This window comes from Kitasatospora sp. NPDC002551, from assembly GCF_040296005.1.
Classification (GTDB): Bacteria; Actinomycetota; Actinomycetes; order Streptomycetales; family Streptomycetaceae; genus Kitasatospora.
Genome location: NZ_JBEOWI010000031.1, coordinates 24,075 through 49,935, shown reverse-complemented (window position 1 = coordinate 49,935; position 25,861 = coordinate 24,075). Strand labels below are relative to the sequence as shown.

The following is a 25,861-nucleotide window of genomic DNA, read 5'->3' as shown; positions in this document are numbered from 1 at the left end:
GGACCGAGCGCCGCCCGGTGAACCGACCGACGAACCGACGAGTCTGGAGATCCCGTGACCACACGCCCCTCCCCGCGCCGCTCCTGGACGGCCGTGGCCGCCGTCGGCGCGGCCACCGCCGTTCTGCTCGCGCACCCCGGAACGGCGGCCGCCGGCGCCGCGGGCGCGAACGCGGCGCCGCCGCCCGCGGTGGCGGCCACCGTCGCCGTCGCCCCCCACCCGGCCGGCGTCGCGCTCGCGCCGGACGGCACCCGGGCCTATGTGACCAGCCAGAGCAGCGGCACGGTGACCGTGCTGTCCACCGCCACCGGCACGGTCGCCGGCACCTTCACCGCGGGCACCGGCTCGTACGCGGTCGCCCTCGCCCCGAACGGCGCCCGCGCCTACCTCACCCACCACCTGACCGGCACGGTCAGCGTGGTGGACACCGCGACCAACGCCGTCACCGCCACCGTCCCGGTCGGCCGCGGCGCCTTCGGCGTGGCGCTCGCCCCCGACGGCGCCCGCGCGTACGTGACCAACGCGGCCGCCGGCACCGTCAGCGTGCTCGACACCGCGACCGACACCGTGACCGCCACCGTCCCGGTCGGCGCCGAGCCGCACGGGGTGGCGGTCGCGCCCGACGGCGCCCATGTGTACGTCGCCGCCTCCGGCGCCCAGCGGGTCGACGTGATCGACACCGCCACCGCCGCGGTGAGTTCCTCGATAGCCGTCGGCCACGGCGTGTTCGGCCTCGCCCTGACCCCCGACGGCTCCGAACTGTGGACCGGCAACGGCGGTGACTCCACGGTCAGCGCGCTGGACCTCGCGACCGGCACCGTCGCCGACACCGTCGAGGTCGGCGCCAACCCGTACGCCGTCGCCGTCGCCCCCGACGGCCGGTCCGTCTACGCCGGGAACTACGCCGACAACACGCTCAGCGTGCTCGACGCCGCGAGCGGCACCGTCACCGCCACCGTCCCGGTCGGCACGAGCCCGTTCACCCTGGCCGTCGCCCCCGACGGCCGGCGCGGCTACCTGGCGGACTTCGACGCCGCCGCGGTCAGCGTCCTCGACTTCCCGCTGCCGGTGCCGGTGGTCACCGGGATCAGCCCGGCGAGCGGCCCGCAGGCCGGCGGCACGGTCGTCACCGTCACCGGCACCGACCTGGCCGGTGCGACCGCGGTGAGCTTCGGCGCCGCCGGGAACGCCACCTCCTTCTCCTGCACCGCGACCGCCTGCATCGCCACCGCGCCGGCCGCGGCCGCCGCCGGCCCGGTCGACGTACGGGTCACCGCGCCCGGCGGCACCAGCGCCGTCGTGGCCGCCGACCGGTTCGGCTACGAGGCGCCCACCGCCGACCTCGCGCTCGCGCTCGCCGCCTCCCCGGTGTCCGGTCTGTTCGGCGGACGGGTCGACTACACCCTCACCGTCACCAACCAGGGCCCCGGCGAGGCGACCGCCGCCACCGTGGCGGCCGCCCTGCCGGCCGGCCTCGCCGCGAGCAGCACGGACTGCACCGTCGCCGCCGGACGCCTGACCTGCGCGCTCACCGCCCCGCTGGCCGCCGGCACGAGCACCACCCGCCACCTCACCCTGCAGGTGGGCCTGCTGCTCAACCTCGGCCGGACGTTCACCGTCACCGCGGCCCGCACGGCCGGCGCCCCGGCCGACCCGGTGGCCGCCGACGACACGGCGAGTCGCACCTGCCGGGTCGCACTGCTGGCGATCACCTGCGACTGAACCGGTCCGGACACGGCGGGGCCGCGCCCGGGGCGGACGAACCCCGGGCGCGGGCCCGCCGCGCCTCGACCTCTGGACGAAACGTCCAGGCTGGACGTACAGTCCAGAAGTGACCACCGAGACCCCCGACCCGCGGTTGCGCGCCTGGGCCCCCGCCTGCCAGGCCGTGGCCCTGCTGCTCGGCCCCTACGCCGAGGTGGTGCTGCACGACGCCGTCCGCGACGAGGTGCTCGCCGTCTGGAACCCGATGGGAGACCGCGCGCCGGGCGACCCCTCGCTGCTCGGCGAACTCGACGCGCTCGACCAGGCCGCGCCCGACGTCTACGGCCCGTACCCGAAGCTGCTGCCGGACGGCCGGCGGCTCTCCTCGGTCAGCGCCGTGCTCCGCGACGAGGACGGCCGGCCCGCCGCCGTGCTGTGCGTCAACCTCGACCGAGGACCGCTGGAGCACGCCTCCGCGCTGCTCGCCGCCTTCGCCGCGCCGACCGCCCCGCGCCCGGAACCGCTCTTCGAGCAGGACTGGACCGAGCGGATGAACGAGGTGATCGGCGGCTACGTCCGCGCCCACGGACGCCCGCTGGAGCGGCTCGGCCGCGAGGACCGGCTCGCCGTGCTCCGCGAACTCGACCGGGCCGGGGTGCTCGCCGTCCGCCGCGCCGTCCCGGCCGTCGCGACGGCGCTCAAGGTGTCCCGCTCCACCGTCTACACCCTGCTCGCCGAACTGCGCGGCACGCCCGGACCCGCGCAGCCGTAGGACCGACCCGACCCGCTGACCGTACCGAGCGCACCGAGCACATCGAGCACATCGAGCGCACCGAGCGCACCGAGAAACGAGAACCGCCATGACCCGGCTCCCCGACTTCCGGCTGGAGACGTACTTCTCCCGCTGGGAGTTCACCGCCCGCCACCACCTCACCGCCTCCGACGCGCAGACCATGGCGATGTCCGAGCTGCTCGCCCTGGCGGACGCCGAGGACCGGCAGGCCTGGGACACCCTCGCCCTCGGCTACACCGAGACCTTCGGCGACCCCGGACTGCGCGAGGCGATCGCCGGCATGTACGAACAGGCCGGCCCCGAGGACGTGATCTGCTTCGGCGGCGCCCAGGAGGGCCTCAACCTGGCCATGCAGGTGCTGCTCGGCCCGGACGACCACGCCGTCGTCCTCACCCCCAACTACCAGTCCGCCGAAACCGTCCCGCTCTCGCTCTGCGAGGTCACCGGCGTCGCCCTCGACCCCGACCGGGACTGGGCGCTCGACCTCGACGAGCTCACCGCCGCGCTGCGCCCCAACACCCGGGTGGTCTCGGTCAACTTCCCCAACAACCCCACCGGGAAGGTGATCGACGCCGCCGACTTCGCCCGGCTGGCCGAACTCTGCGACGAGCGCGGCATCCACCTGTTCAGCGACGAGGTCTACCGCGGCCTGGAGCGTGACCCGGCGCGCGCCCTGCCGCGCGCGGCGGACCTCTCCGAGCGCGCCCTCTCGCTGGACGTCACCTCCAAGTCGCTCGGCCTGCCCGGTCTGCGGATCGGCTGGATCGTCTGCCGCGACCGGGAGTTGCGCAGCCGCCTGGAGCGCGCCAAGCACTACACCACGATCTGCAACGCCGCGCCCAGCGAGCTGCTCGCCCGGATCGCGATCAAGGCCCGCGAGCCGATCCTGGCCCGCAACCGGGCGCTGATCGCGGCCAACCTGCCGCTCTTCGACGAGTTCTTCGCCCGCCACGCGGACCTCTTCGAGTGGCGCGCCCCGGACGGCGGCTGCGTCGCCTACCCGCGCTACCTCGGCGCGGACGGGGTCGAGGCGTTCTGCACCGGGCTGGTCGAGGAGGCCGGCGTGCTGCTGCTGCCGGCCTCGGTGTTCCGCTCGGAGCTGACCCCGGCGCCCGCCGACCGGTTCCGGATCGGCGTCGGCCGCCGCGACCCGGCGCCCGCCCTGGAGGCCTTCGGCTCCTGGCTGGAGGGCCGCCGCCGCTGAGCCGGTGAGCCGCGCGGTCACCGGGCCCGCGGGCCGGCTTGAGGGGTGTCAGTCCCCGGCCGGCCCGGCCTCCGGCGCCCGGCGGGCCGCCTTGGCCCGGTACTTGAGCCCGAGCAGCGCCCCCGGCACCCCGCGCGGAACCAGCCAGGAGACGTCCTCGCGGTCCACCGCGTCGAAGCGGTACTTGTACGGCTCGGTGCCGCGCAGGAAGTCGAAGGTGGTGAGCCCCTGTCCGGCGGACGCCCGGATCGCCTCGGCGATCACCGCGGTGCCGAGCCGCAGCGGCGCCCAGGCCATGTCCCAGCCGATCTGGTAGTAGGCGAAGGTGTCCCGCCACTGGAAGCCGTAGAGCACCCCGACCACCTCACCGGCCCGCTGCGCGACCAGGAAGGCCGGGCCCTCGCCGCGACCGGTGTCGGCGGCCCGCTCGATCACCCGCAGGTGCAGCGGCGCGCGGGCCTCGTCGAAGGTGGTCGGCCGGCCGAGCGCGGCCCGGCGCAGCCGGTGCAGCCGGACGGCGGTGTGCAACAGCTCGAAGCGCTCCGGGAGTTCGGACACCGCCAGGGCGGGCGGCACCCAGCGGAAGGTGATCCCCTCGGCGGCCAGCTTGCGGCCGTAGCGGCGCAGGTTCGCCCGGAACTGCCGGGAGCCCAGCGCGTCCGGCCCGGCCGTCAGATCGGCGCGCGGGCACGGGGTGCGGCCGATCTCCACCGCGCCGGGCGGCAGCAGCCCGGCCTGCTCCGGGTCGAGGTCGGCGAGCAGCAGGGTGGCCCGCCGCCCGCGCCGGGCCAGCCAGTCGGCGACCTCGGCGCGGCGGTGCGGGGCGACGGCGAAGCCGCAGTGGTCGGCGGCGCCGGGCCCGGAACCGAGCACGGTCAGGCAGGGCACGGGCAGCGGCGCGCGCGGATGCAGGCGCTGGACGGTGCGCAGCAGCGGGACGACGGCCTCGACCCGCCCGTCCCCGTCCCGCCAGACCACGATCTCGCCGTCCTTGGCGGACGAGGGCGAGGCCGCGGACGAGGACGCGGACGAGGACGATGACGAGGACGATGACGAGGACGATGACGAGGACGATGACGAGGCCGCCCCCAGCGTCTCCCACCAGGCGAGCGCCCACTCGGGCGTGGTGAACCAGGAGCCGCCCGGCTCGCCCGCCGCCAGCTCGCGCCAGCCGTCGACCACCTCCGCCGGTAGCGCGGCCGTCCGGTACCGGACCGGTACGGTGCGCGAAACCGCCGACTCCGGATGCGCCGTTCCCACGTCTGCAGCCCCCCAGGCCTCTCCCGTCCCCGGTGCGCCGCCGGTCGGCGGCCGGTCGCGGGCCGGTCGGTATTCTCCCGGATCCCGGCCCGCGGGAGGCGGGCTTCCGTTCAAACCGTCCGGGCCGACCCGCGTTCGTCCTTCGCCGTTCGGTCAGGCCCCGCCGCGCAGGTGGTGCACGGCGGGGTGCAGGCCGGAGAGGATGGTGTCGAACCGGTCCCGGCCGGTGGTCGAGTTGACCCGCAGCCGGCTGATCCGCAGCGGGTGCGGCGGCAGCAGCCGGTCGTGCCGGTGGTCGAAGAGGAAGCCCACCCGGTAGTCCAGGCGGCGCAGTTCGGCCTCGGCGCGCTGGTCGAGGTTGCCGTTGGGGTAGGCGAAGGCGGTGGGCGCCTCGCCGTCGAGCCAGCCGGTGAGCGCCTGGTGCGCGGCGCCGATCTCGTTCCGGACGGTGTCGCCGTCGCACCGGTCGAGACACGGGTGGCCGGCGGTGTGGTTGCCGATCGCGACGCCGCCGCGGGCGAGCGCCGCTAGGTCGGCGGGGGTGAGCTGCTCCTGCCGGGGGGCGGGGCTCCGGGCGCTGTCCCGCAGCTCGGCCAGGGCGTCGCGGCGGTCCCGGTCGGAGAGCGTTTTCATCGTGCGGACCGCACCGCCGGGCGGGCAGTCGGCCAGGGCGCGGGCGGTGCCGCCGTGCGCGGCGAGGAAGGCCGCCTCGCGCCACCAGAACGGCTGGTCGCCGCCGATGAGGTCGGTGACCACGAAGGCGGCGGCGGGAATGCGGAGCCGGGTCAGCACGGGCAGGCCCTCGGTGAGCACCGTGCGGTCGCCGTCGTCGAAGGTGACCAGCACGCTGCGGGGCGGCAGCGGTCGGCCGGTCCGCACCGCCTGTTCGACGGCGGCGAGCGACACCGGGCGGGCGTACCGCACCAGGCGCTCCATCTGCGCGGCGAACACCCGGGGGGCGTCCACCCCGTGGTAGGCGAGCACGGCCAGCCGCCGGGTGGCGGCGAGCCGGAACAGCGGCTGGAGCGGCGAGTTGCGCAGGACGGCGTCGACGGTTGCCCGCCGTCCGGCGAGCCGGGTGCGCGGCGGCGCGGTCCCCGGGCGGTCGGCGACGGCTTGCGCGGTGCCGGTCGGTGCGGTGCCGGTCTGGGCGACGGTGGTCGTCATGGTCGTGGTCGTGCTGGCTCCGGTGGCCGTTCCGGTGCTCGGGCCGTCTGCGGCCCCGGTCGAATGCGCGGTCCCTTCGGGCATGGACGCGCTCCCCCCTTCCTCCCCGTGCGATGGTGCCGGCGGGGATGGAGCACCCTGCACCGGCAGGCCCGGCCGCTCGGCGCACGCCTGCTGGGTGGGCGGCCCGCCCCGCTCCACGAATTCCCAAGATAGTGCAAAAAGCCATGCTCCGAACCGGGTTGAGCGTCCGGGAACGGGTTGCGGCGGGAGGTTGGCGCATTGCCGACGGCCCGGTGACCTGAGCGACGGCTGTGAGCATCCTGAGTGATTGCTGGTGGGAGCGGTGACGGAAGGGCCGGGCGGGAACGGCGCCGGCCACCGGTTGCGGACCCGGTGGCCGGCCCGGGCCGGTGCGCGCGAGGCACCGGCCCGTCAGATCCCCGTCGTCGGACGGGGCATCAGAACGGGCTGGTACAGGTGGTCACCTGCTGCGCCACATCCTGGGCGGGGCCCGCGGTGGCGCAGACTATCCTCAGGTCCTCGGTGACCACGCGGGGTGTCACGGCCTTGGCGAAGCCCTGGGCGTAGGTGGTGGCCGAGGCGGCCGTCACCCACGGGCTGCCCCAGGCGTGCTGGGTGCGCACCTCGACCTTGACGACCGTCAACTGGCTGGGACTGGCGGAGACCTGGGCGACGCCGACGATGCCCGCCCCGTCGGTCTCGTGCCAGACACACGGCTGGTTCAGCACCGTCGTGCACGCGACGGTGCCGGTCTCGGGCGTGGAACCGGCCGCGGTCGTCACGGCCGTCGCCGGAAGGGCCGTGGCCGCCGTGATTCCTGCCGCCGCCGCCATCAGAGCTACGATCCGAGCGCGCATGATGTCAACCTCCTTGGAATGAAAGGGATTTTGCCGTGCGGAAGGAGTCTTGCACAGAAATTTAAGGTTCCCCATGTGTGTTGCATCACACTCATGGTGACCGTTCAACTACGTATCGCAATCGCGCCAGTGACGCCACGGTTACGTTCAGGTGTCAGCGGACCGACGTGCCGGTGCGGGCGGCCGGCGGCCCGATCGACACCGCGTCAGCCGGCAACTCGGGGGCGGCGGCACGTCGTTCACTCGTCCGGGTGGCTTGCGGTTGCCGGGTGGTTCGGACGGCTACGATCGGGCCGACCCCCGGAGGTGAGCTGGATGACCACGGTCATCGTGCAGTTGCCCGATCCCCGCCCGCCGGCCCCGTCCGACCGACGCTTCGCCCGCCTGTCGCGCCCGCCCCGCACCGCCCCGCCCACCCGTCCGGCCCTGCTGCACCTCGGGCCGGGCGACACCGCGGCGTTCGGGCGCGGCGAGCCCGGGCGCGCGCCCGCCGTCCCGATCCCCGACCCGGGCGTTTCGCGTCGCGCCGGCGAGATCACCGCCGCCGAGGACTACTGGCGGCTCTCCAACTTCAGCGCCACCGCCACCTACGTCGTCGAGAACCTCGAAGGCGCCGGCGAGCACGTCAAGGTCGCCCCCGGGCGGCTCGGCGCGCCCGTTCCGTTCGAGATCTCCCGGGTCCTGCTGCCCGCCCACGGCGAACCGGCGGTGTTCAAGGTCTTCGCGCCGCAACACGCCTACCTGGAAGCCGAGTCGGCCGAGACGGGCGGCGAGCGCACGGTCAGCCCGTTCGCCCTGGACCCGACCGCCAAGTACTTCCTGGTCCTGCTGGCGCTCTGCGAGCCGCGGCTGCGCTCGCCGTCCGCCGCGGCCGTCCCCGGTGCCACCGAGGTGGTGGCGCGGCTGCGCGAGCTGCCGTCCTGCCGGGACCTCAGCCGCTCGGCGGTCAACTACCACATCGACTACCTGGTCGGCAGCAAGCTCCGGCTGCGCGACCCGGTGGAGCCGGCCGACCCGGGCGGCAAGCGGGAGGAACTCGTCGCGCTCGCCCTGCGGTTCGACCTCGTGCGGGAGGATCACCTGGCGCTGCTCCCGCCCCGGCGCGGCGGGTGACCCGGCGGTGGCACCACGCGCGGCGCGGCCGCACCCGGCCGGGGCGCCGGACGGCGAGCGCGGGTTCGAGGTGCCGCCCGGCTACCGGGTGGCGGGGTACCGGGTGGGCGAACGGATCGGCGCCGGCGGCTGGGGCAGTGTCCACGCCGCCCGCCGCGACCCGCCCGGACCGCGGGGCGGCGCACCCGCGGACGGCCCGGCCGAGGTGGCCGTCAAGTTCCTCCACCCGGGGCGGCTCAGCCCCGGCCAGCGCGACACCATGCTCCAACTCGCCCGCAGCGAACTGCGGTTCAGCCGAAGCGCCGACCACCCCCACCTGATCCGGACGTTCGCCGCGGTCACCCTCGCCGATCCCGCCCACCCCGAACTGGACGGCGCGCTCGCCCTGGTGATGGAGCGCGCCGCGCGCAGCCTCCAGGACGTCCTGGCCGGCACCCGCCCGCCGGGCCCCGTCCCGGACGCCGGCCGGATCCTCGCCGAGGTCGCCGCCGGGCTGCGCCACATGCACACCGCCGGCTGGGTGCACGGCGACCTCAAGCCCGCCAACGTCCTGCTGATGCCCGACGGCACCGCCAAGCTCGCCGACTTCGGCCTGACCGCCGAGCTCGACGGCACCCACGCCTACGCCCCGCCACTCGGCTCGCCCGACCACGTGCCGCCCGAGTGGTGGTCCCAGCGGACCGGCCCGCACGGTGTGGCGCTGCGCCCGAGCGCCGACGTGTGGGCCTTCGGCGTCCTCGCCCACCAGCTGCTCACCGGCGGCCTGCACCCGTTCCTCGGCGCCACCGCCCGCGCCCGCTCGCTCGCCGCGCTGGCGTACGCGCGCGGCGCCGCACCGCTGCGGCTGGACGCCGCCCTGCCCGAGCGGTGGCGGCCGCTGGTCACCGCCTGCCTGGCCGCCGACCGGCGCCGACGGGCGGACGTCGACCTGGTGGCGCTGCTCGCGGACGCCGTCGGTACCGGCACCGGCGCGCCGCCGACCGGTCCCGTCCGTGCCGCCGTCCGGACGCGGCCGGGCCGCCGCCTCGCCGCCGCGGCGGCGCTGCTCACCGGGGCCGGCGTCCTGCTGGTGCTCACCGGCGCGCCGGAGCCTTCCGCCCCTACCGCGTCGGCCGGGGCGCCGCCGCCGGTGTCCGCCGCGGCGCGGTCCGGCGCGCTCCCGCCCGGCGCCGACGTCCCCGCCGCGCTGCGCGGCCCGATCGAGGACGCGGCCCGCCGCTGCCCCGAGACCGAGGTCACCCCGGCGCTGCTGGCCGCGATGCTCAAGGCGGAGTCCGGCTTCGACCCGGCCGCCGCCCGCCCCGCCACCGGGGAGTACGGCGTGGCGATGTGGACGCCCTCCGTCTTCAACGCCTGGGCGCAGGACGCCGACCACGACGGCGTCAAGAGCTACCTGGACCCGGACGACGCGATCGCCGCGATGGGCGGTTACGTCTGCTGGCTCGCCCAGCGCTTCAAGCAGCGCGGCTACGCCTCGGCCGAGCTGCCCGCCCTGGTGACGGCCGGCTACCGGACGAGCGACAAGACCGTCGCCGACACCGGTGGTGTCCCCGATCGGGTGAAACCGCACGTCACCGAGGTCCTCGGGTACCTCGCGGAGTACGACGGGAGTACGGTGGCCGGGTCATGAGGTCGGCCACATCTGCGGCCCCTCCGGTGGCGCCGCCACGGAACCTGTGCTTCCGGATGGGATGCTCGGCGGCATGTTCACCAAGCTCCGTCCAGTCGTCGCGCAGTGGACCGTCGTCGTGCCGCTGCTGGCCTTCGCCGTCCTTGCCCTGACCTGGCACCGCGAACTCCCCGGGTGGGTGGTGGGCGTGGTGTCGCTGTTCCTGGCGGGCGCCGTGCTCGCCGCCGTGCACCACGCGGAGGTGATCGCCCACAAGGTGGGCGAGCCGTTCGGCTCGCTGGTCCTCGCGGTCGCGGTGACGGTGATCGAGGTCGCGCTGATCGTCACCCTGATGCTGGACGGCGGCGACAAGGCGGCGACACTCGCCCGGGACACCGTGTTCGCCGCGGTGATGATCACCTGCAACGGCATCCTCGGCCTGTCCATCGTGGTGGCCGCCAGCAAGTACCGGGTGGCGGTCTTCAACGCGGAGGGGACGGGCGCGGCGCTGGCCTGCATCGGCACCCTCGCCACGCTGAGCCTCGTCCTGCCGACCTTCACCACCAGCTCGCCCGGGCCGCAGTTCTCGCCCGCCCAGCTGGCCTTCGCGGCCACCGCCTCGCTGGTGCTCTACGGGCTGTTCGTGTCCACCCTGGCCTTCCGCCACCGGGAGTACTTCCTGCCGGTCACCCCGGAGGGCAAGGTCGTCGAGGAGGACGACCACGCCGAGCCGCCGACCCGGCGGGCCACCGTCGTCAGTCTGGCCCTGCTCGGCGTGGCCCTGGTGTCGGTGGTCGGCCTGGCCAAGGGCGTGTCGCCGACCATCGAGTCGGCGGTCGAGTCGGCCGGGCTGCCGAACTCGGTGGTCGGTGTGGTCATCGCGCTGCTCGTGCTGCTGCCGGAGACCATCGCCGCCCTGCGCGCGGCCAAGCGCAACCGGGTGCAGACCAGCCTCAACCTGGCGCTGGGCTCGGCGCTGGCGAGCATCGGCCTCACCATCCCGGCCGTGGCCGTCGCCTCGTACTGGCTCTCCGGGCCGCTGGTGCTCGGCCTGGACTCCTCCCACCTGGTGCTGCTCACGCTGACCATCGTGGTCGGCACGCTGACGGTCATCCCGCGCCGGGCGACGCCGCTCCAGGGCGCGGTGCACCTGGCGATCCTGGCGGCCTACGTGGAGCTGGCGATCACGCCCTGAGCCGTTCACGCCCACGCGAACGGGCCGGTGACCATCGAGGTCACCGGCCCGTTCGTCCGTCCGGGTGCGCGCCCGGGCGCGGGCGTCAGGCGCCGGCGCCGGAGCCGCGGCGGCGGCGGGTGTAGACGACGGCGCCGGCGCCGCCGAGCAGCAGGACGGTGCCCGCGCCGGCCATCAGCAGGGTGCCGTCGCTGCTGCCGGTGGAGGCGAGGTCCTTGCCGGCCGGGGCGGCGCCGGCGATCGGGGTGGGCACGCTGACCTGGGCCGGCATGATCAGCGGATTGTCGGGGTTGACGACGGTTCCGGCCGGCGCGGTGTGCACCGGGACGGTCGCGGTCGGCCTGGGCGCCGGGCCGCTCGGGGTCGGCTCGGGCTCCTGACCGCCCCGGGTGGCGGTCGGCGACGGGCTCGCCGAACCGGTGGCGCCGGGCGTGGCCGACGGCGTCGCGGACGGGGCGGTGGACGGTGTCGTGGAAGGAGCCGCCGACGGGGTGACGGACGGCGCGGTGGTCGGCGTGGCCGGCGGGGTCACCGACGGGGTGGCGCTCGGCGTGGCCGACGGGCTCGGCGGCGTCGTGGTCGGGGCCGGCGTCTGCGTCGGCGTGGCGCTCGGGGTCACGGTGGGCGTGGCGCTCGGCGTCACCGTCGGCGTGACGGTCGGCGTGCCGCTGGGCGTCGTGCTGGGCGTGGGGCTCGGCGGGACCGGCGCCGGCTTGGTGGGCGTCGGCGTCGCGCTCGTGGTCGCGCTCGGGGTGGTGGACGGCTTGCCGGTCGGGCTCGGCGTCGCGGTCGGCGTGGGGGTGCGCCCGCCGCAGTCCACCTTGAACACCTTGTGCTTGGGGTTGTTGAGCTTCGGCGGCGTGGCCGGCAGCTTGCCGTGGTCCAGCTCCACCGACGCCCAGTACAGCTTGTACTGGCCGTCCGGCAGGTTGATGTCCTCGGTCCGGACGTGGCCCTTGCCGTCCACCGGGATGTCGCCGTACACGACGGCGGTCTCGCCGCCGCCACCGCCGGAGTGCATCCGGGCGATCAGCCAGACGATGTCCTGGCCCGCGTCGAAGCCGAACGAGTCCAGGTAGAGGGTGCAGACCTTGGGCTCGTTGTTCCTGAGCTCCTCGCCCGTCACCGAGTCGTGGATCTTGACCGTGCCGTTGTTGCCCTTCGCCGCCTGGCCGCCCGCGGTGGCCTCGGCGGCGGGAGCGGCGAGCAGGAGGGCGGCGACGGTGGGGACGGCGACGAGGGATCTCGCCGCGGTGGAGCGGATGCGCATGGCTGAGTCCAACGGGATCGGCGGGCCCGGTGGGACCGCGCGGGGAGTGGGAGCCCCTCGGTCGACGGAGGTCGGCGAGCGAGAGGCATCAAGGTGCCGCAGTGGCTTCCCGGCCTGCAAGGAGGGTTTGGCCGAATTGCGGCCAAGGGAGGCTGATTGTCCGACAAGTCCACCGCAACAATCCGGTCACTCCGATGTGAGAGACCCGTGTGCCGGATCGGCCGGGTGGGGCCGGGCGGGGCGGCCGGTACCCGCGTGTCGGGTTCGACGGGGCGTTCGCGGTCCATATCGTCTGTGTCCGCCGAATCCGCTGAGTCCGCCGCAGGACCGACACCCGTGGGAGCGCCGCATGCCCGGCCCAGCACAGCAGTCGTCCACCCGTCCCGACCAGCCGGACCCCGCCGGCCCGTCCGGCAGCGCCCGGCCGGTGGGCGGCGCGGAGCCGTCCACCGCCGCCGCCGAGCCCGGCAACGGCGTGGACACGGCCGATGTGATCGTGGTCGGCGCGGGTCCGGCCGGGTCCACCGCCGCCTACCACCTGGCCCGCACCGGCCTGGACGTCCTCCTGCTGGAGAAGTCCGCCTTCCCCCGCGAGAAGGTCTGCGGCGACGGCCTGACGCCGCGCGCCGTCAAGCAGCTGATCGACCTCGGCATCGACGTCTCGGAGTCCGCCGGCTGGCTGCACAACCGCGGTCTGCGAATCGTCGCGGGCGGTCGCCGGATCGAACTCGACTGGCCGGAACTGTCCGCCTTCCCGGGCTTCGGACTGGTCCGCCGCCGCGCGGATTTCGACGAACTGCTCGCCCGCCGGGCCGCCGCGGCCGGCGCCCGCCTGGTCGAACGGGCCAACGTCGCGGGCCCGGTGCTCGACGAACGGACCGGCCGGATCACCGGGGTCACCGCCCGGCTCGGCGAGGAGCGCCGGCCCGTCACCTACCGCGCGCCCCTGGTGGTCGCCGCCGACGGCAACTCCACCCGGCTCTCCCTGGCGATGCGCCGCTACCGCCGCACCGACCGCGCGATGGGCGTCGCCTACCGCACCTACTTCACCACCCCGCGCCACGAGGACCGCTACCTGGAGGCCTGGCTCGACCTGCGCGACCCCGGCGACCCGGCCCGCCGTCTGCTGCCCGGCTACGCCTGGGTGTTCGGCATGGGCGACGGCACCGCCAACGTCGGCCTCGGCGTCGTCGACACCGGCGCGGTGCCCCGCGAGGTGGACTGGCGCCAGCTGCTCCGCCACTGGTGCGAGGACCTCCCCGCCGACTACGGCTACCACCCCGACGCCGTCACCGAACCGATCCGTGGCTCCGCCCTCCCGATGGGCCTCAACCGCCGGCCCCACTACGCCGACGGCCTGCTGCTGGTCGGCGACGCCGGAGGCACCGTCAGCCCGGCCACCGGCGAGGGCATCGCCTACGCGATGGAGTCCGGCCGCTACGCCGCCGAGGCGATCGTCCAGGCCCTCGCCCGGCGCACCGACCGAGGCCGCGACCTGGCCCTGCGCGCCTACCCGCAGGCGCTGCGCGCCGCCTACGACGGCTACTTCGCGCTCGGCCGGCTGACCGCCGCGGCGCTGAGCCGCCCGCGCCTGGTGGGCGCCGCCGGGGCGGCCGGCCTGGGCAACCCGGCGCTGCTGCGGGCGGCGTTCCGGCTGATGGTCAACCTGACCGAGCCCAACTCCCGCGACGCCCTGGACCGCCTCCTCCACCTGCTCGGCCGCCTGGCTCCCGGCAGTCGCGGCTGAGGCCCCTCGGTGCCCGGCCGGCGGGCGCGACTACTCGGTGAACCAGGCGCGCCCGTCGGCGGAGAGGAAGGCGCGCAGGACGAACGCGCCGAGGGCGATGCCGGTCAGCGCGGCGAAGGAGCCGGTCACCACCAGGAGCACGCCCGCGGCGACGGACAGCCCCTCGATGACGGCCACCGTCGTCCTGGTCCAGCCCGCCCGGCGCGGGGCGAGGCCGGCGCAGGTGCCGAGCAGCAGGCCGACCAGCACGGAGGTCATCGCGACGAAGCGCACCAGGGCCACCTCGTCGCCCTGGTTGCGGCCGAGGGCCCCGAGCAGCAGGAGGCCCGAGCAGCCGCTGAGCGCGGCGTGGATCCACACGCAGGCGACCGCCCGCCGGACCGACGTCGGCATCCGCCGCGCCGCGCACTGGTCCGTCATCGCTGACCACCCCCGGTCGTCGGGCGGCCGTGGCCGGTGGCCGGGCCGTACCGGCGAGGATCCGGCCGGTCCGGCGAGCTGTCAATGGAACTGGTGCGTGCCGTGGCGCCGCCGCCGCGGTCCGCCGCTGGTTGCGGCGGCTGCGCAGGGTTCCAGGCTGGGGGCGCGACCTTCCAGTGTGCGCGCCCCCGGTGTCCCACGTGCGCGGGTTGGCCGAAACCGGGGGATCCGGATCCGTTGCGGGGCCCGGTGGTTGACGCGGGGTCAGCCGATCCGCTTGCCTGGGTGCCGAACCGGACACGGAGGGTCACCGGCCGCACTCCGGTCCGCCGGCCCCACCGTGCCGTCACCACCGCCATCACCGCCATCACCTCACGACGGAGACCAACGTGCGCCTTCGCCTGTTCGCCGTGCCGCTCGCCGCGGTCGTCGCCCTGCTCGCCCCGAGCACCCCGGCCCTCGCCGCCGCCGGGGCGGCCCCGGCCACCGCCGCCACCTCGGTCGCCACCGCGTCCGACGAGTGCTCCACGGCGGACTTCCAGGGCGATCCCCGCCTCGGCCCCGCCGACCTGCCGACCACCGGCCCGGTCGGCCGCGAGCTGATCGGCTACCGGCGCACCGGGGGCCTGAGCGAGGAGAAGTTCCTCGCCACCTACTACAGCCCCACCGCCAACAACGGCAGCCCGGGTTGGATCTACCCGCCCGCCAACGGCTACGTCACCCTGCCCGACGGCACCCCGGTCGAGTTCGAGATCACCCTCTACCCGAACCAGCGGATCGACCGCTACGGCAGCGAGTACGGCGCCTTCCTCGCCCCCGAGGGCCTGCCCTACGCCAGCCGCTCGATCCCGCCGCAGAGCCTCGACAGCAACCCGGCCGCGGGCTGCAACTACCACGACTACCGCGTGCTGAAGCCGTTCAAGGTGCACGCCGGGCCGATCGCGCCGTGGTTCGGCCAGCCCGGTTACGGCCTGCAGTACCAGCTCGACGCCGCGCTCGTCCCGAACGGCCCGGCCCGGCTGAACGTGCTCTGGCTGGTCGACAACGGCTACCTCGCCCGGATCTGACGCCCCGGCGCGACGGCGCACGTCCTCCGGTGGCCGGCTCCCCGGCTACCAGAGGTCGCCGTCGCGCCAGTCGCACACCGGCCGTCCGCCGAGGTCCAGCGCGCTGCCGGCCGCCAGCGCGCCCGGCAGCACGAACACCCCGCCCTCGTCGTCCGGTGTCGGCTCCGGGCCGTGCGGGGTCAGCGCGCCGAGCGGCCCGCGCCACGGCTGCCAGCCGCGCGCCGCGTAGAACGCCGCCGCGTCGTCCGCCGCGCAGAGCGCCCCGAGTTCGTAGCCACCGCGGACCACCTTCTCCAGGGCCTCCATCAGCGCCGCACCGTGGCCGCGCCCGCGCCGGTCGGCGCGCACCACGACGTTCTCCACGTACCCCGTGCGCAGCGCCCGCCCGGCGTGCAGCAGTCGCCGCTGGACCACCGCCGCGTGCCCGGCGAGCACGCCCTCCTCCAGGACCAGGGCGTGCACGCCGCCGAGGCCGTGCTCCCAGTCCTCCTCGGCCATGTCGTCGAACTCCTCGAACAGCAGGGCGCGGACGGCCTCCCGGGTGGCGTGGTCCAGGGCGCAGGTGTGGGCGGTGACGAGTTCGGCCATGGCCCGATCGTGGCACGCCCGGGCGGCGGCGCCGAGCGGATGTCGCCGGGCCGAAAATCCGTTGCCCGGCGGCGGGGCCCGGAGATAGGAAGGGGGGATGAGCACCGCACCGCCCACCGCCCCCGCACCGCCCACCGCCCCCGCGCAGTCCGCGGCCCCCGACCGCCGGGGGTTCGTCCCGGCCACGCTCGACCTGGGCGACGTCGTCCTGCGCCCGTGGCGGCCAGGGCTGGAGGTCCGGGGCGGTGCCGAGGCGAGCCTGACGGCGGCCGCCGCCGATCCGGACATCGCCCTCTGGAACCCGCTGCGCGCCGTCGACCTGGTGCAGGCGCGGGCCTGCCTCGAACGCTGGGCCGCCGGCTGGGAGAGCGGCGACCTCGCCTACTTCGCGATCCTGGACGCCGCCGGCGCCGACCTGCTCGGCACCATCGCCCTGCGGTGGACCGACCGCGCCGACGGGCTCGCCATGGTCGGCTACTGGCTGCTGCCGGCCGGCCGCGGCCGGGGCGTGGTCACCCGGGCCACCCGGGCGATCACCCGCTGGGGCTTCGCCACCGCCGGCGCCCGGCGGATCGAACTCGCGCACGCGGTCGACAACCCCGCCTCCTGCCGGGTCGCCGAGCGCTGCGACTTCCCGCTGGAGGGCACCCTGCGGGCCTCCTACCGCTTCGGCGACGGCCTCTACCACGACGAGCACCTGCACGCCCGCCTGGCCACCGACCCCGACGCCGGGGCCGGCGAGGGCGCCTGAGACCGCTCCCGTCACCGCCCCCGTCACCGCCCCCGTCCGCCGCACCGGGCGGGGGGCGGGGCACGGGCGGCGGGCCTAACCTGGAAGGGCGCGCCGGTACGCGGTGCGGAACGGGAACGGTGGGCCATGACGGTCGTCTCGGCGGCACTCTTCGGGGCCGATTGGCGTGCGACGCCACGCGGTCTCGCCGAGCTTCCGCGCGAGTGCGCCGCCCGCGGCTGGACGGTCGTGCTGACCGCCCCGGGCCCGGCCGGAACCCCCGCGCTCACCGTGACCGACCCCGGCCGCGATCCGGTCGGAGCCGCACTCGACCTGGTGGACGGCGAGCCCGCGCACGCGGTGTTCGTCGCCGGGAGCGTGCCCGAGGTACGGGCCGCGCGCCGGGCCGGGGTGGCGTGCGTCGCCCTGCTCGGCGCCGGTGCCACCGCGCCCGAGCTGCGGGCCGCGGGCGCCGCCGAGGTGCACCGCGACGCCGCGGCCCTGCTGCGCGTGCTGGACGACAGCCTGCTCGCCCGTCCCCGGGCGTTCCGTGACCGCCGTCCGGCCGCCGCGGCCGCGCCCGCCGGCCGGAGCGGTTAGCTCGCGCCCCGCCGGGAATTCGCCCGGCCGGGAGGACGACGTCACCGGAAGTGCCGGAGGTGACCGAGATGGACGGACCCGCGTTGAGCGGGCGGGAGCTGCGGCTCCTGGCCGAGATCGAGGAAGAGTTGTGCCGGGACAGCCGCCTCGACCGGCGGTTGAGCACGATGGGTGCCAAACGGCCGAGCCGGTTCCGGAGCGCGGTGGGCGGTCTCGGCCGCCGGGTTCCGTCCGGTGTGCTGATGACGGCACTGGTGATGTCGGCGGTCTGCCTCAGCGTCGCGGTGCGCAAGCCCACCGCGGCGGTGGCGGTCGCCACGGCCGCGGTCTGGATCGGCAGCGTCGTGCTGGCGGCCGGGATCTCGGCCCTGCTGCAGCGCCGCGGGCGCGCCCGGGCGCGGACGGCGGACGATCTGCTGGACGGGTACCGGGAGCCGCGGGCCCGCGCCTGGCCGGGGGAGCCCACGGACCACGGCGGCCGCCGGGCGGAGCGGCGCGAGCGCCGTGAGCGCCGTGAGCGCGGCGACCGTCCGGACCGCCGGGAACGTCCGGACCGCCGCGAGGGCCCCGAGGGCCCCGAGCGCCGTCCCTGGGACCATCCGGAGCTGTGATGACCACCGAGCTGTGGGAGTACCGCCCGGGCTCCCACCACGCCGCCGACCTGTCGCTGGTCGGCTACGAGGTCGAGGCGACCGACGGCCCGCTGGGCCGGGTCGAGCTGGACGCCGGGGACCACCTGCTGGTGGACACCCGGCCCTGGGTGCCGGGCGCCCCGGTCCTGGTCCCGGTCGGACTGGTCGCCCGGATCGACCACCTGGAGCTGGTCGTCCACCTCGACTGCCCGCGCGCCCGGGTGCGTTCGGCGCCGCCGCCCGCCGCCGTCGACCGGGCGGCCCCCGGGCCGGCCGGGCACGGCCTGTCACCGGCGGGCCGGGCCGTCCTGGACGCGCACTACGCGCGCCCGGCGGCCGCCCGCGGGCCCGCCGGAACCGGTGCGCGCCGTGCCGGCTGAACCGGTGCGGACCGGCCGCCGGACGGGGCGCGCGCGATGAGCGCGGTGCAGCACTTCGTCGTCCTCACCGGCCGCACGGTCGCCTTCCTGGTCGCGCCCGCGGGTGCCGAGCAGGTCGAGCTGACCGCCTGCTGGCAGGCCGTCGCCGAGGCGGGCGGCACCCCGCGGCTGGTGTCCACCCGGCCCGGACGCGTCCAGGCGTTCCGGCACCTGGACCGGGCGGACACCTTCCCCGTCGACGACGTGGTCGGCGTGGTGGCGGCGGCCGACTACGACGCGCTGGTCCTGCCGGGCGGCGTCGCCAACCCCGACGCCCTGCGGCTGCACCGCGCCGCCGTCTCCTTCGTGCACGAGCTGTCCGCCGCCGGGCGGCCGGTCGCGGTGATCTGCCACGGCGCGTGGACGCTCATCGAGGCGGACGCGGTGCGCGGCCGCACCCTCACCTCCTGGCCGAGCATCCGCACCGACCTGGTCAACGCCGGCGCCTACTGGGTGGACGAGCCGGTGCACGTCTGCCGGGACGGGCCCGGCGTGCTGGTCTCCGGCCGCAGGCCGGCCGACCTGCCGGCCTTCACCGAGGCACTGGTGACCGAGTTCGCGCACACCCACCCGGCCAAGGGCCCGCACCCGCCCTGGCCGCTCGCCCACGAGGCCGCCCCCTCCCGCCACACGGCGGCGGGGGAGCACCCGGCGCCGGGGGAGGTCAGCCCAGGAAGCGGTGGACCGGTGCCAGGCTGACCGGCAGCTCGTCGCCGACGTCCACGGTGAAGACGTAGGTGACGGCGGCACGCCGTGCGTCGGCCGGGTCGGTGAACCGCACCAGCACGTCCTGGCAGTCGGAGCCCGGCCGGCAGTGCGGGCTCGCGGCGACGGTGATCGTGTCCAGCGCGTAGAGACCGGGCGGGCCGGGACGGTCCTGAGGCCCGCGGGGCACCAGCGCGCCGCAGAGCGGGCCGTCGGCGAGCAGCCCGCCGGTGAGGAAGGCCTCCGTGGCGGCGTGGTTGAGCGCCCGTTCGGCGGCGCCGCGGCCCGCGTTGCGGAACTGGACGTACACCTTGTCGAGCAGCGCGCGGAGCCGCTCGGCCACCCGGTCGCGGTTGAGCTCGCGCGCCCGGCCGACGGCGTCCACGGCGGCCGCGAGCAGCGGGGTCTCCGCCCAGCGGGCCAGTCCGACGGCGCCCACCCGGACGACCGGCACCACCTGGCCGGAGAACAGCCGCGCCGAACGGCCGGTCAGCCGCCCGGGCACGGTGAGCCGGCCGATCCGGCCCGGGTCGTCCGCGGGGAGCGACTGGCCGAGCAGCGTGTCGCGCAGCGCCCGGTGCACGGGGTGCACCGGCGGGGCGGCGGCGATCCGGCGCAGCAGCGCGAGCCGTTCCCGCTCGCTGCCGTCCGGTCCGGCGTCGGGGACCGGGCCGCCCCAGTCCATCGCGACGGCGGGTTCGGCCTCCAGGGCGTAGATCGGGGTGCCGCCGGTGGAGAGCGTCCAGGTCAGCCGGGAGGAGGCCCACGGGTGGCGGACGAGGTGGTCGTGCAGCTGCCGGGCGTCCCCGGGGTCCGGGGGCGGCCCGCCGGGGGCCGCCCCGCCCAGCTGCCGGCGGAAGCCGTCGAGGCGGGCCTCGGAGCGGAAGTCGACGCCGACCCGGCCGACCGCGAACACGGGCGCGCCGTCGCCGTCGCCGTCGCAGGGGTCGGTGAAGGCGGGCCCGCGCGCGACGGGTCCGGTGGAGGCGGGGTCGGTGGACGAAGGGTCGGTCGTGGTGCGGTCCATGATGCCGGGCTCCCTCGACGGTGCGGATCAGGGCTCAGTCGCCGCGCAGCCGGACGAAGCGCGCCGCCGGCGGCCGCCCGGTCACGGTCACCTCGGCGCGCAGCGGGGCGGTGAGCGGCCGGACGGAGCCGTACTGCGGGTCGTGCCCGGGCGCGCCGAGCCGCCCGGCCGCCGCCTCCGCGACCTGCCGGGACTGCGGCGGGGACAGCGGCGGCGAGGAGAGCAGCACCCGGCCGTCGTCCAGCTCCAGCACCACCGCCCTCGGCCGGGCGGGCGGCCCGGTGACCGCGCGCACGGTCGCGTCCACGGTGTCGCCGCGCCGGTACTTCACCCAGACCCGCCCGGCGCCGCGGGCCCGGTACGGCGAGCCGGCCGCCTTGCAGACCAGCCCCTCCACCCCGGTGTCGGCGAGCCGTTCCATCCAGGTCAGCGCCTCGGCCCGGTCGGTGGTCGCCAGGACCGTCTGGACCGGCGGCGGGACGTCCGCCAGCGCGGCCAGCAGCAGGCGCCGCCGGTCGGCCAGCGGCAGCCCCCGGACGTCGCGGCCGGGCAGGGCCAGCACGTCGAAGGCGACCAGCCCGAGCGCCACCTCCTCGCCGGCCCGGGCCCGGCGGGTGCGCAGCAGCTCCTCGAAGGAGAACCGCCCGCCGCGCCAGGCGACCAGCTCCGCGTCGAGCACCAGCCCGGCCGGGAGCCGGGCGACCGCGGCGGCGATCGGCGGGAACTCGGCGCCGAGGTCCCGCCCGGAGCGGGACTGCAGGAACGGCGGGCGGTCCGGCCCGCGGGCGAAGGCCACGCAGCGGAAGCCGTCCAGCTTCAGCTCGTACACCACCCCGGACCCGCCGAGCCCGTCCGCCGGCGGGACGGCGGGCACCGCGGCCGGGCGCATCACCTCCACCGGGGGCTCCAGCACCACCGGGTCGCGGGCGGCGGGTCCGGCGGCCGGGCCGGGCGGGGGTGCCTGGGGGGCCTCGCGGGGCGGACGGCTCGCACCGGCGGCGGGCAGCGGGCGGGCGCGCGCCGGGTCGAGGAGGGGCGCGAGCAGGTCGCCGTGCGCCGCCAGCCGTTCCGGGACCTCGGCGATCGTGAAGACCAGCTCCTCCGCCGACCCGGCGCCGTCCAGCTCCGCCCAGGACAGCGGCGCCGACACCGTCGGCCGCTGCTGTGCCCGCACGGTGTACGGGGCGGCGGTGGTCTTCTTCGCGGCGTTCTGCGACCAGTCGACCAGCACCCGGCCGGTACGGCGGGCCTTCGCCATGGTGTGCACCACCAGGTCCGGGTGGGCCGCCTCCAGCTCGGCGGCGAGTTCCTTGGCGTAGGCGGAGACCCGGGCGCTGGGCGTCGGCTCCAGCGGCACCAGCAGGTGCAGGCCCTTGCCGCCGGAGGTCTTCACCCAGGCCTCCAGGCCGTCCGCCGCCAGCCGCTCGCGCAGCATGCCGGCCACCGTGCGGCAGGTGAGCACGCCCGCCCCCGCGCCCGGGTCGAGGTCCAGCACCAGCCGGTCCGCCAGCCCGGGCGCGGCGGTGTGCCACTGCGGCACGTGCAGCTCCAGACAGCCCAGGTTCACCAGCGACAGCAGGGCGGCGCCGCTCGCCAGCACCACCTGGCGCAGCTCGCCGCTGTTGCTCGGCACCTCGGCCGTGCGCACCCAGCGGGGCGTCCCGGGCGGCGGGTTCTTGGCGACGAACACCTCGGCCGCCACGCCGTCCGGGGTGCGCAGGAAGGACACCGGACGGTCGTGCAGGTGGGGCAGCAGCGCGGTGTGCACGGCGGCGTAGTAGCGCAGCACCTCGCCCTTGAGGGTGCCGGTCTGCGGGTAGTACACCTTGTCCAGGTGCGAGAGGGCGAGCGTGCGCCCGTCGACCACCATCTGCGGCATCGCCGCCTCCGAGGCTGCGCGCGTTCCGGCGCGGCCCGGTCCGTCACAGCCGGGTCCGTCACGGCCAGTCTGCTCCCGGTGAAGGCGTGGCGCGAGCCGCCCCGGGCCGCGCGGGTCACGGCCCGAGCAGTTCCAGCGCGGTGCGGACCAGCGCCTCGTCGGTGTCCGGCGCCCGCGTGCCCGCCACTCCGGAGCGGAACAGCGAGGCGCCCTCGACCAGCATCACGAACACCCCGGCCCTGGCCTGCCGCTCGGCCTGCGGCAGCCCGGGCCGGAGCCGGGCGAGGAACGCGGCCACGTGCTCCCGGTAGTCGTCGTAGAACCCGCGGACGGCGCCCGCCACGGCGGCGTCCCGGGCGGCCAGCGCCCACACCTCGGCGAACAGCCGCACCAGCCGTGCGTCCTCCTGGTCGGCCAGCAGCGCCGCCACCAGCGCGGCGGGGTCGGCGGCGGCGTCCGGGGCGAGCAGCGGGGCGAGCCGCTCGGCCGACCGCCGCAGCACCCGCTCCAGCACGGCCGCCACCAGTTCGGCGTGCGTGGGGAAGTAGTACTGGAGGTGGCCCAGCCGCACCCCGGCCGCCGCCGCCACGGCCCGCATCGTCAGCTCCGGCCCGCCCTCGGCGACCAGGACCCCCTCCGCCGCGTCCAGCAGCGCCTCCCGCCGCTCCGCCCCCTTCCGGCCGGGGGGCCGCCGCGCGGGCTTGCCGGTCGGGTGGTCGGGCGGGCCGGTCGGGTGGTCGGCGGGGAAGGGCTCGGGGGTCTCGGGGCCGGGTCCGGTGCCCGCTGCGGTGCTCATGCGGCAGCATCCAAGCCCGTGGCGGAGCGGATGTCGACCGTGACGCCGAGGGCGGCGAGCGCGGGCAGCACCTCGGTCGGGTCGGGGGCCTGTTCCGGGAAGCAGAGGCCGGCCGGGGCCGGGGCCGAACCGTCCGTGCCGAGGGCGCGGCGCAGTGCGAGCAGGGCGCCGACCGCGGTGAGGTGGGCCTGGCCGGCGCGGTCCTCGACGAGGGCGGCGAGGCCCTGGCCACCGTGCGTGACGTCGACCCGCAGGAGTGCGGTGCCGCCCTCACCGGGGGAGTACAGCAGGGCCCGGCGGGCGGACTGCCAGCGCTCGCCCCGGCCCCAGCGGAAGAAGCCGGTGTGCTTGGCGGCCAGCAGGGCCCGGGTGCTCAGGGCGGAGCTGAAGCCGATCCGGGTGGTGGCGGTGCGGGTGCCGAGGGTGAGCGGCAGGGTGAACTGCTCGGGCGTGTCGATCCGGGCGACCCGGGTCGGATGGTCGCCGATCCGGACGGTGCCCGTGCCGCTCAGCGGGGTGACCGTGCGGCGGTGGCCCTCGCGGACCACCTCGTAGTCCAGCCCCAGGCGGTCCATGAACTCGACCGAGTCCGCGCCGGCCCGGTCGGCGAGGTCCCAGCGGACGGCGGTCTCGACCCGGTCCGCCCCGCCGAGCCGCTCCGCGAGCGCGGCGGCGACCAGGCTGACGACGCCGCCCATCCAGGCGGAGGAGAGCAGCACCGGAGCGGTGGGCCGCAGCAGGGCGGCCACGGTGGCGGCGCGCTGGAGCCGGGCGGTCCAGCGGGTGACGTCGGCGTACGGCACGCCGGCGGCGGCCGCGGCCCGCAGCACCCGGTCGTCCGGGTCGTTGACCACACCCACGACGGCGCGGACCGCCGCCGGGAACGGCGCCGGGTCGGCGAGGTCCCAGCGGCGGACCTCGGCGTGCGGGGCGCCGCCGAGCTCGCGGACGAGTGCCGCCGCGCGCTCCGGCGCCCGGCCGGTGAGCAGCACGGGGTGTTCGGCCGCCACCAGCCGGGCGAGTTCGGCGCCGACCGTCCCGTAGCCGCCGACCAGCAGGACCGGCCCCTGCGGGTCGTGGGTGAGCGGATCGGGGGCGGGGAGCTTCGTTGCTGTGGTCATGCGATGAAAAGTAGGTCATCCGACCTAAAAATCACGTGAGGGCCTTCGGCCGGTCACCAGGGCGTGGGCGTCGGCGACCAGGTCCTCGATCCGCTCCCAGTCGGGCGGCGCCACGTCGAGCCGCACGCCGATCCAGCCGCGGTGCCCGACGTAGGGCGGGCGGAAGAACCGGTCCGGCTCCCCGGCGACCAGGAACTCCTGCGCGCCGGCGGGCGCCGGGCACCAGAACGCGAGGCGGTCGTCGTGGTGGTGGTCGGCGAGCATCACGAACACCCGCGCCCGGCGGCCCGCGCCGGCGAACCAGGTCGGTTCACCGTGGCTGACCCGCTCGTCCACCTCGGGCAGCGCCAGGCAGACGGCCCGCAGCCGCTCCACGGCCGGCGGCCCACCGGCCGGGGCGTCACCGGCGGGGGCGTCACCGGCGCGGTCCACGGGGCGCACGGCTCAGGCCGCCGGCCGGCGCGGGGCGCCCGGGTAGCTGCCGAAGTACCAGCGGTTGCCCTCCGGGTCGGCGGCGGCGAAGTCGCGGGAACCGTAGTCCGTGTCGTACGGAGCGGTGGTGATCCGCGCCCCGGCGGCCACGGCCCGGGCGTGCAGGGCGTCCGGGTCCGCCGTGACCACGTACGCGGTGAACGTCCCCGGGCCGCCCGGCCAGGGCTCGCCGCCTTCGGGCGTCGGCCGGTCGGAGCCCAGCATCACCCCGCCGCCCTCCGGCCAGGCCAGCTCCGCGTGCGCCACGAACGCACCCTCGCCGTACGCGACGACCTCCTCGAAGCCGAACGCCTCCACCAGGAAGCGGATCAGCGCCCGGGCGTCACGGGCGCGCAGGCTCGGCCAGACCTGCGGAGCGGGCGTCGCGCCGCCGGGGGCCTCGGTGTCCGTGCCGCCGACGTCCGTGCCGCCGGTGTCCGTACGGTCGGTGTCCATCGCGGGTACCTCCTCGGGGTCGGGGCGACCGGCCCCGGGAACGGGCACCGGGCCGGACCGCCGTCATGCCTCCCACTCTGGCGCGGGCCCGGTGGTCCCGCCTTGGACGTTTCGGAACTTCTCCGCCCGCGGCCCTTCCTCGGCCAGCCAGGTGCTCGGCGCGCACCCGGCCAGTGCCCGGAACTCCCGGGCCAGGTGGGCCTGGTCGGCGTAGCCGCAGCGCGCCGCGAGCTCCGCCAGCCGGGGTGCCGGGCCGGGCAGGGCCAGCAGCCGGCGGGCCCGGTCGAACCGGATCACCCGGGCGGCGGCCTTCGGGCTGAGCCCGGTCTCCCGGCGGAACCGGTCCAGCAGGTGCCGCTCGCTCCACCCGGTCTCCCGGGCGAGTTCGGCCACCGGCAGGGCCCCGCCGCTGCGCCGCAGCACGGCCCAGGCCCGGACGACCTCCGGCGGTACCCGGCCGGACGGGCGCGCGAGCCGCAGCAGCGCGCCGTCCAGTGCCGCGAACCGCTCCGGCCAGCCGGGGGCCTCCCGCACCGCCTCCTGGAGCCGGGCGGCCACCGCCCCGAGCACCGCCTCGGCCGGTACGTCCAGCCCCGACAGCTCCCCGGCCGGCAGGCCGAACAGGGCCCGCGCCGCGAGCGGGTGGACGGCGAGCTGGATGCCGGACTGCCGGCCGTCGTGGCTGATCAGCGCCGGGGCGGTGTGCAGGCCGCCGAGCAGCGTGCGGTAGCGGTCGGGCGGCTGTGCCGGATCCGGGTGCCCGGCCAGGACGAGCGGTTCGTCCAGGGTCAGGATGAAGGTCAGGTACGGGGAGGGCAGACCGCGGTGCAGGGCGGGCGGCAGGCCGCGCTGCCGGTAGCCCGCGTACCAGGCCACGTGCGGCCGCAGCGCCGTCGCGGGCCGCACCCGGACCGCCTCGTCCACCGCCTCGTCGAGCGTCTCGCCGATCGCCCCGGCGAACTCCTCCGTCACGCCCCCAGTATCGGCCCGCCCGGGCGTGCCCCGCA

At 76.7% G+C, this 25,861-nt stretch carries 25 protein-coding genes and 2 pseudogenes; 13 read left to right on the top strand and 14 right to left on the bottom strand.

Going from position 1 to position 25,861, the window contains the following annotated elements; genetic code table 11:
• Positions 1-54 precede the first annotated feature (54 nt).
• The 3 genes from ABT093_RS24675 (at position 55) to ABT093_RS24665 (ending at position 3,701) form a co-directional block, all read left to right on the top strand.
• Positions 55-1,722, top strand: coding sequence for a beta-propeller fold lactonase family protein (locus ABT093_RS24675; RefSeq protein WP_350568058.1), 1,668 nt, complete (start codon positions 55-57; stop codon positions 1,720-1,722).
• A gap of 109 nt (positions 1,723-1,831) precedes the next feature.
• Positions 1,832-2,476 (top strand): helix-turn-helix transcriptional regulator, encoded by a 645-nt coding sequence (locus tag ABT093_RS24670; protein WP_350568055.1) that lies wholly within the window; start codon positions 1,832-1,834, stop codon positions 2,474-2,476.
• Positions 2,477-2,564: 88 nt separating this feature from the next.
• Complete coding sequence (locus ABT093_RS24665) at positions 2,565-3,701, top strand: aminotransferase class I/II-fold pyridoxal phosphate-dependent enzyme (RefSeq protein WP_350568052.1); 1,137 nt, start codon at positions 2,565-2,567, stop codon at positions 3,699-3,701.
• A gap of 48 nt (positions 3,702-3,749) precedes the next feature.
• Here the strand turns inward: ABT093_RS24665 and ABT093_RS24660 are convergent, their stop codons facing one another.
• The 3 genes from ABT093_RS24660 to ABT093_RS24650 all read right to left on the bottom strand — a co-directional run bounded on the left by ABT093_RS24660 (position 3,750) and on the right by ABT093_RS24650 (position 7,009).
• Positions 3,750-4,961 (bottom strand): GNAT family N-acetyltransferase, encoded by a 1,212-nt coding sequence (locus ABT093_RS24660; protein WP_350568049.1) that lies wholly within the window; start codon positions 4,959-4,961, stop codon positions 3,750-3,752.
• Between the two features lie 153 nt (positions 4,962-5,114).
• Positions 5,115-6,128, bottom strand: a complete 1,014-nt coding sequence (locus tag ABT093_RS24655) for a polysaccharide deacetylase family protein (protein ID WP_350568046.1) — start codon at positions 6,126-6,128, stop codon at positions 5,115-5,117.
• Positions 6,129-6,589: 461 nt separating this feature from the next.
• A complete protein-coding gene (locus ABT093_RS24650) occupies positions 6,590-7,009 on the bottom strand; it encodes a hypothetical protein (protein WP_350568043.1) in 420 nt (139 codons plus the stop codon).
• 315 nt (positions 7,010-7,324) lie between these two features.
• On the opposite strand from ABT093_RS24650, the gene ABT093_RS24645 reads away from it, so the two are divergent.
• From ABT093_RS24645 to ABT093_RS24635, 3 genes are all read left to right on the top strand, one after another.
• Positions 7,325-8,122 carry a serine/threonine protein kinase gene (locus ABT093_RS24645; RefSeq protein ID WP_350568041.1) on the top strand — a complete coding sequence of 266 codons (798 nt, stop codon included), beginning with the start codon at positions 7,325-7,327 and terminating at the stop codon, positions 8,120-8,122.
• Positions 8,123-8,129: 7 nt separating this feature from the next.
• Entirely contained in the window at positions 8,130-9,752 is a 1,623-nt protein-coding gene (locus tag ABT093_RS24640) for a serine/threonine-protein kinase (RefSeq protein ID WP_350568038.1), read from the top strand.
• A gap of 73 nt (positions 9,753-9,825) precedes the next feature.
• Positions 9,826-10,926 (top strand): calcium:cation antiporter, encoded by a 1,101-nt coding sequence (locus ABT093_RS24635; RefSeq protein ID WP_350568035.1) that lies wholly within the window; start codon positions 9,826-9,828, stop codon positions 10,924-10,926.
• Positions 10,927-11,011: 85 nt separating this feature from the next.
• On the opposite strand, the gene ABT093_RS24630 is transcribed toward ABT093_RS24635, so the two are convergent.
• A complete protein-coding gene (locus ABT093_RS24630; RefSeq protein ID WP_350568032.1) occupies positions 11,012-12,196 on the bottom strand; it encodes an LAETG motif-containing sortase-dependent surface protein in 1,185 nt (394 codons plus the stop codon).
• A gap of 349 nt (positions 12,197-12,545) precedes the next feature.
• On the opposite strand from ABT093_RS24630, the gene ABT093_RS24625 reads away from it, so the two are divergent.
• Positions 12,546-13,943 (top strand): geranylgeranyl reductase family protein, encoded by a 1,398-nt coding sequence (locus tag ABT093_RS24625; protein WP_350568029.1) that lies wholly within the window; start codon positions 12,546-12,548, stop codon positions 13,941-13,943.
• Between the two features lie 30 nt (positions 13,944-13,973).
• Here ABT093_RS24625 and ABT093_RS24620 read toward each other — a convergent pair whose 3' ends face one another.
• Positions 13,974-14,363 carry a hypothetical protein gene (locus tag ABT093_RS24620; RefSeq protein WP_350568026.1) on the bottom strand — a complete coding sequence of 130 codons (390 nt, stop codon included), beginning with the start codon at positions 14,361-14,363 and terminating at the stop codon, positions 13,974-13,976.
• Between the two features lie 389 nt (positions 14,364-14,752).
• Between ABT093_RS24620 and ABT093_RS24615 the strand changes: the two genes are divergently transcribed.
• Positions 14,753-15,430: a TNT domain-containing protein gene (locus ABT093_RS24615; RefSeq protein WP_350568023.1), complete on the top strand. Its 678-nt coding sequence runs from the start codon at positions 14,753-14,755 to the stop codon at positions 15,428-15,430.
• Between the two features lie 45 nt (positions 15,431-15,475).
• Here the strand turns inward: ABT093_RS24615 and ABT093_RS24610 are convergent, their stop codons facing one another.
• Entirely contained in the window at positions 15,476-16,018 is a 543-nt protein-coding gene (locus ABT093_RS24610; RefSeq protein ID WP_350568020.1) for a GNAT family N-acetyltransferase, read from the bottom strand.
• Positions 16,019-16,115: 97 nt separating this feature from the next.
• Between ABT093_RS24610 and ABT093_RS24605 the strand changes: the two genes are divergently transcribed.
• From ABT093_RS24605 to ABT093_RS24585, 5 genes and pseudogenes are all read left to right on the top strand, one after another.
• On the top strand, positions 16,116-16,769 hold the full coding sequence (locus tag ABT093_RS24605; protein WP_350568017.1) for a GNAT family N-acetyltransferase: 654 nt from the start codon (positions 16,116-16,118) through the stop codon (positions 16,767-16,769).
• A 126-nt stretch (positions 16,770-16,895) separates the two neighbouring features.
• Positions 16,896-17,348 carry an HAD family hydrolase gene (locus ABT093_RS24600; RefSeq protein ID WP_350568014.1) on the top strand — a complete coding sequence of 151 codons (453 nt, stop codon included), beginning with the start codon at positions 16,896-16,898 and terminating at the stop codon, positions 17,346-17,348.
• A gap of 68 nt (positions 17,349-17,416) precedes the next feature.
• Entirely contained in the window at positions 17,417-17,959 is a 543-nt protein-coding gene (locus tag ABT093_RS24595; protein ID WP_350568012.1) for a hypothetical protein, read from the top strand.
• The gene (locus ABT093_RS24590) at positions 17,959-18,360 is read left to right on the top strand and encodes a hypothetical protein (protein WP_350568009.1); all 402 of its coding nucleotides are present in this window, start codon (positions 17,959-17,961) and stop codon (positions 18,358-18,360) included. The genes ABT093_RS24595 and ABT093_RS24590 overlap by 1 nt, the downstream gene beginning before the upstream one ends.
• A gap of 36 nt (positions 18,361-18,396) precedes the next feature.
• Positions 18,397-18,960: pseudogene (locus tag ABT093_RS24585) on the top strand (DJ-1/PfpI family protein); the annotation flags it as partial.
• A gap of 103 nt (positions 18,961-19,063) precedes the next feature.
• Here ABT093_RS24585 and ABT093_RS24580 read toward each other — a convergent pair.
• From ABT093_RS24580 to ABT093_RS24545, 8 genes and pseudogenes are all read right to left on the bottom strand, one after another.
• On the bottom strand, positions 19,064-20,131 hold the full coding sequence (locus ABT093_RS24580; protein ID WP_350568006.1) for a cyanobactin maturation protease PatG family protein: 1,068 nt from the start codon (positions 20,129-20,131) through the stop codon (positions 19,064-19,066).
• A 34-nt stretch (positions 20,132-20,165) separates the two neighbouring features.
• Complete coding sequence (locus ABT093_RS24575; protein WP_350568196.1) at positions 20,166-21,020, bottom strand: ATP-dependent DNA ligase; 855 nt, start codon at positions 21,018-21,020, stop codon at positions 20,166-20,168.
• Between the two features lie 111 nt (positions 21,021-21,131).
• Positions 21,132-22,010 (bottom strand): annotated as a pseudogene (gene ligD / locus ABT093_RS24570) (non-homologous end-joining DNA ligase); the annotation flags it as partial.
• A 115-nt stretch (positions 22,011-22,125) separates the two neighbouring features.
• Entirely contained in the window at positions 22,126-22,806 is a 681-nt protein-coding gene (locus ABT093_RS24565; RefSeq protein ID WP_350568003.1) for a TetR/AcrR family transcriptional regulator, read from the bottom strand.
• A complete protein-coding gene (locus ABT093_RS24560; RefSeq protein ID WP_350568000.1) occupies positions 22,803-23,927 on the bottom strand; it encodes a saccharopine dehydrogenase family protein in 1,125 nt (374 codons plus the stop codon). The genes ABT093_RS24565 and ABT093_RS24560 overlap by 4 nt, the downstream gene beginning before the upstream one ends.
• 24 nt (positions 23,928-23,951) lie before the next feature.
• Positions 23,952-24,359, bottom strand: coding sequence for an MmcQ/YjbR family DNA-binding protein (locus ABT093_RS24555; RefSeq protein WP_350567997.1), 408 nt, complete (start codon positions 24,357-24,359; stop codon positions 23,952-23,954).
• A gap of 12 nt (positions 24,360-24,371) precedes the next feature.
• Positions 24,372-24,854, bottom strand: a complete 483-nt coding sequence (locus tag ABT093_RS24550; RefSeq protein ID WP_350567994.1) for a VOC family protein — start codon at positions 24,852-24,854, stop codon at positions 24,372-24,374.
• Positions 24,855-24,917: 63 nt separating this feature from the next.
• A complete protein-coding gene (locus ABT093_RS24545; RefSeq protein WP_350567991.1) occupies positions 24,918-25,826 on the bottom strand; it encodes an AraC family transcriptional regulator in 909 nt (302 codons plus the stop codon).
• Between the last annotated feature and the right edge of the window lie 35 nt (positions 25,827-25,861).